This window comes from Vibrio sp. Vb0888 (assembly GCF_033338835.1).
Lineage (GTDB): Bacteria > Pseudomonadota > Gammaproteobacteria > Enterobacterales > Vibrionaceae > Vibrio > Vibrio alginolyticus.
The window spans coordinates 1-1,141 of the sequence record NZ_JAWOTL010000240.1 but is presented as its reverse complement, the minus strand read 5'-3'; the positions used below and the strand labels follow the sequence as shown (position 1 = coordinate 1,141).

The window sequence follows — 1,141 nt, the reverse complement described above, 5'->3', positions numbered from 1 at the left end:
CTATCGTTTCAAGAACTCACTCAGCAGATCAACATTCAGCCACTTGGACGGGTAGGGATGTAATGAACGCCGCACTTGTACAATCGTTGGAACAAACGGGGATCCACGTGACGCCGTACTTTTGGCAAAAAAGTGCGATTCAACTTGGTTATCGCATGGAAGTTGATGGCATGGAACTGGTGTTTCGTGTCGAAGAAGGGGAGATCATTATTGTACTCCTCAAACGTGTGAGTCCGAATTTGGGGTTGAGTAACCCCTTTTCTTGCCTATTTCTTTTGGCTGAGCACGCCATCCCTCTTTTTCCTTCTGATTGGGTTATCCGCGGTAACGTTGATGTGTTGCGTGGTAGCAACATGAGTAGCCAACGCTTGGCTCAATTCTACTTGCGCGCCTGTGGCGCTAGCCACGATCAACAAGCCGACTGGTATTTTTTGCGGCTTGCAGACTATCGCCCACTGAAAAAGAGAAAAATGTAAAAACTCTCGACTGTTACTGACAGCGCCAATGAGAAGACACGCTTTAAGATAGGAATCAATATGAAGCAACCCTTTACCCAAGCTATTGAAAATGCAGAGTTAGCCATTCGAAATGCGGATGAAAGAAATGACATTTTTAGTGAGCTATTAGAAGGACTCGGTGTTGGCCCCGTAGCAGGAGAAGTTCTGCTTGGCGGTTTAAACGCCTCGCCGAAGTTAATGCAACACGCAGAGCAAGAACTCATCGAAGAAGTTCAGCGCCGCAGGCAGCAACAGCATCAGTTGCAAGGCGTGCAGGGTAAAAGACGAAAGCGACCAACCATGATGCGCGGTATGGTGATCTAGAGGTTTGGATATGACGAATATGACAACAACGGGCTCAGCAACTGGTGCGGCAACCGCCGCCGCAAGCAGTACGCCACTGCCAACGTTTGGACAAAGCCTAACAGAGCAATTGACCCCAATTTTAGGTGATGCGGAAACTCAGCAGCTTGCTTCATTGATCGCGCATTTGCCAACCATTAAAGGTCAAACTGACGAACAGAGCATCGCACTTTACGTCGATACGCTGACTCAATTGAAAGAGAAAAACAGCGCATTTTCGGGTGCAGCGCTCAGCGAAAGCGCATCTATTTGGATGAGGTCGCTACAAGGCGCGAGTTCAA

At 48.3% G+C, this 1,141-nt stretch carries 2 protein-coding genes and 1 pseudogene; all 3 read left to right on the top strand.

The features are described 5' to 3' along the window. The first annotated feature begins 62 nt into the window (after positions 1-62). Positions 63-476 (top strand): LcrR family type III secretion system chaperone VcrR, encoded by a 414-nt coding sequence (gene vcrR / locus R7P72_RS25330; protein ID WP_015296792.1) that lies wholly within the window; start codon positions 63-65, stop codon positions 474-476. A 60-nt stretch (positions 477-536) separates the two neighbouring features. Then, on the top strand, positions 537-821 hold the full coding sequence (gene vcrG / locus R7P72_RS25325; protein ID WP_005464408.1) for an LcrG family type III secretion system chaperone VcrG: 285 nt from the start codon (positions 537-539) through the stop codon (positions 819-821). A 4-nt stretch (positions 822-825) separates the two neighbouring features. After that, positions 826-1,141 (top strand): annotated as a pseudogene (locus R7P72_RS25320) (Type III secretion cytoplasmic LcrG inhibitor); the annotation flags it as partial.

Coding starts and splice junctions, on each gene's coding strand:
- vcrR (WP_015296792.1), top strand. CDS start 63: ATGAACGCCGCACTTGTACAATCGTTGGAACAAACGGGGATCCACGTG.
- vcrG (WP_005464408.1), top strand. CDS start 537: ATGAAGCAACCCTTTACCCAAGCTATTGAAAATGCAGAGTTAGCCATT.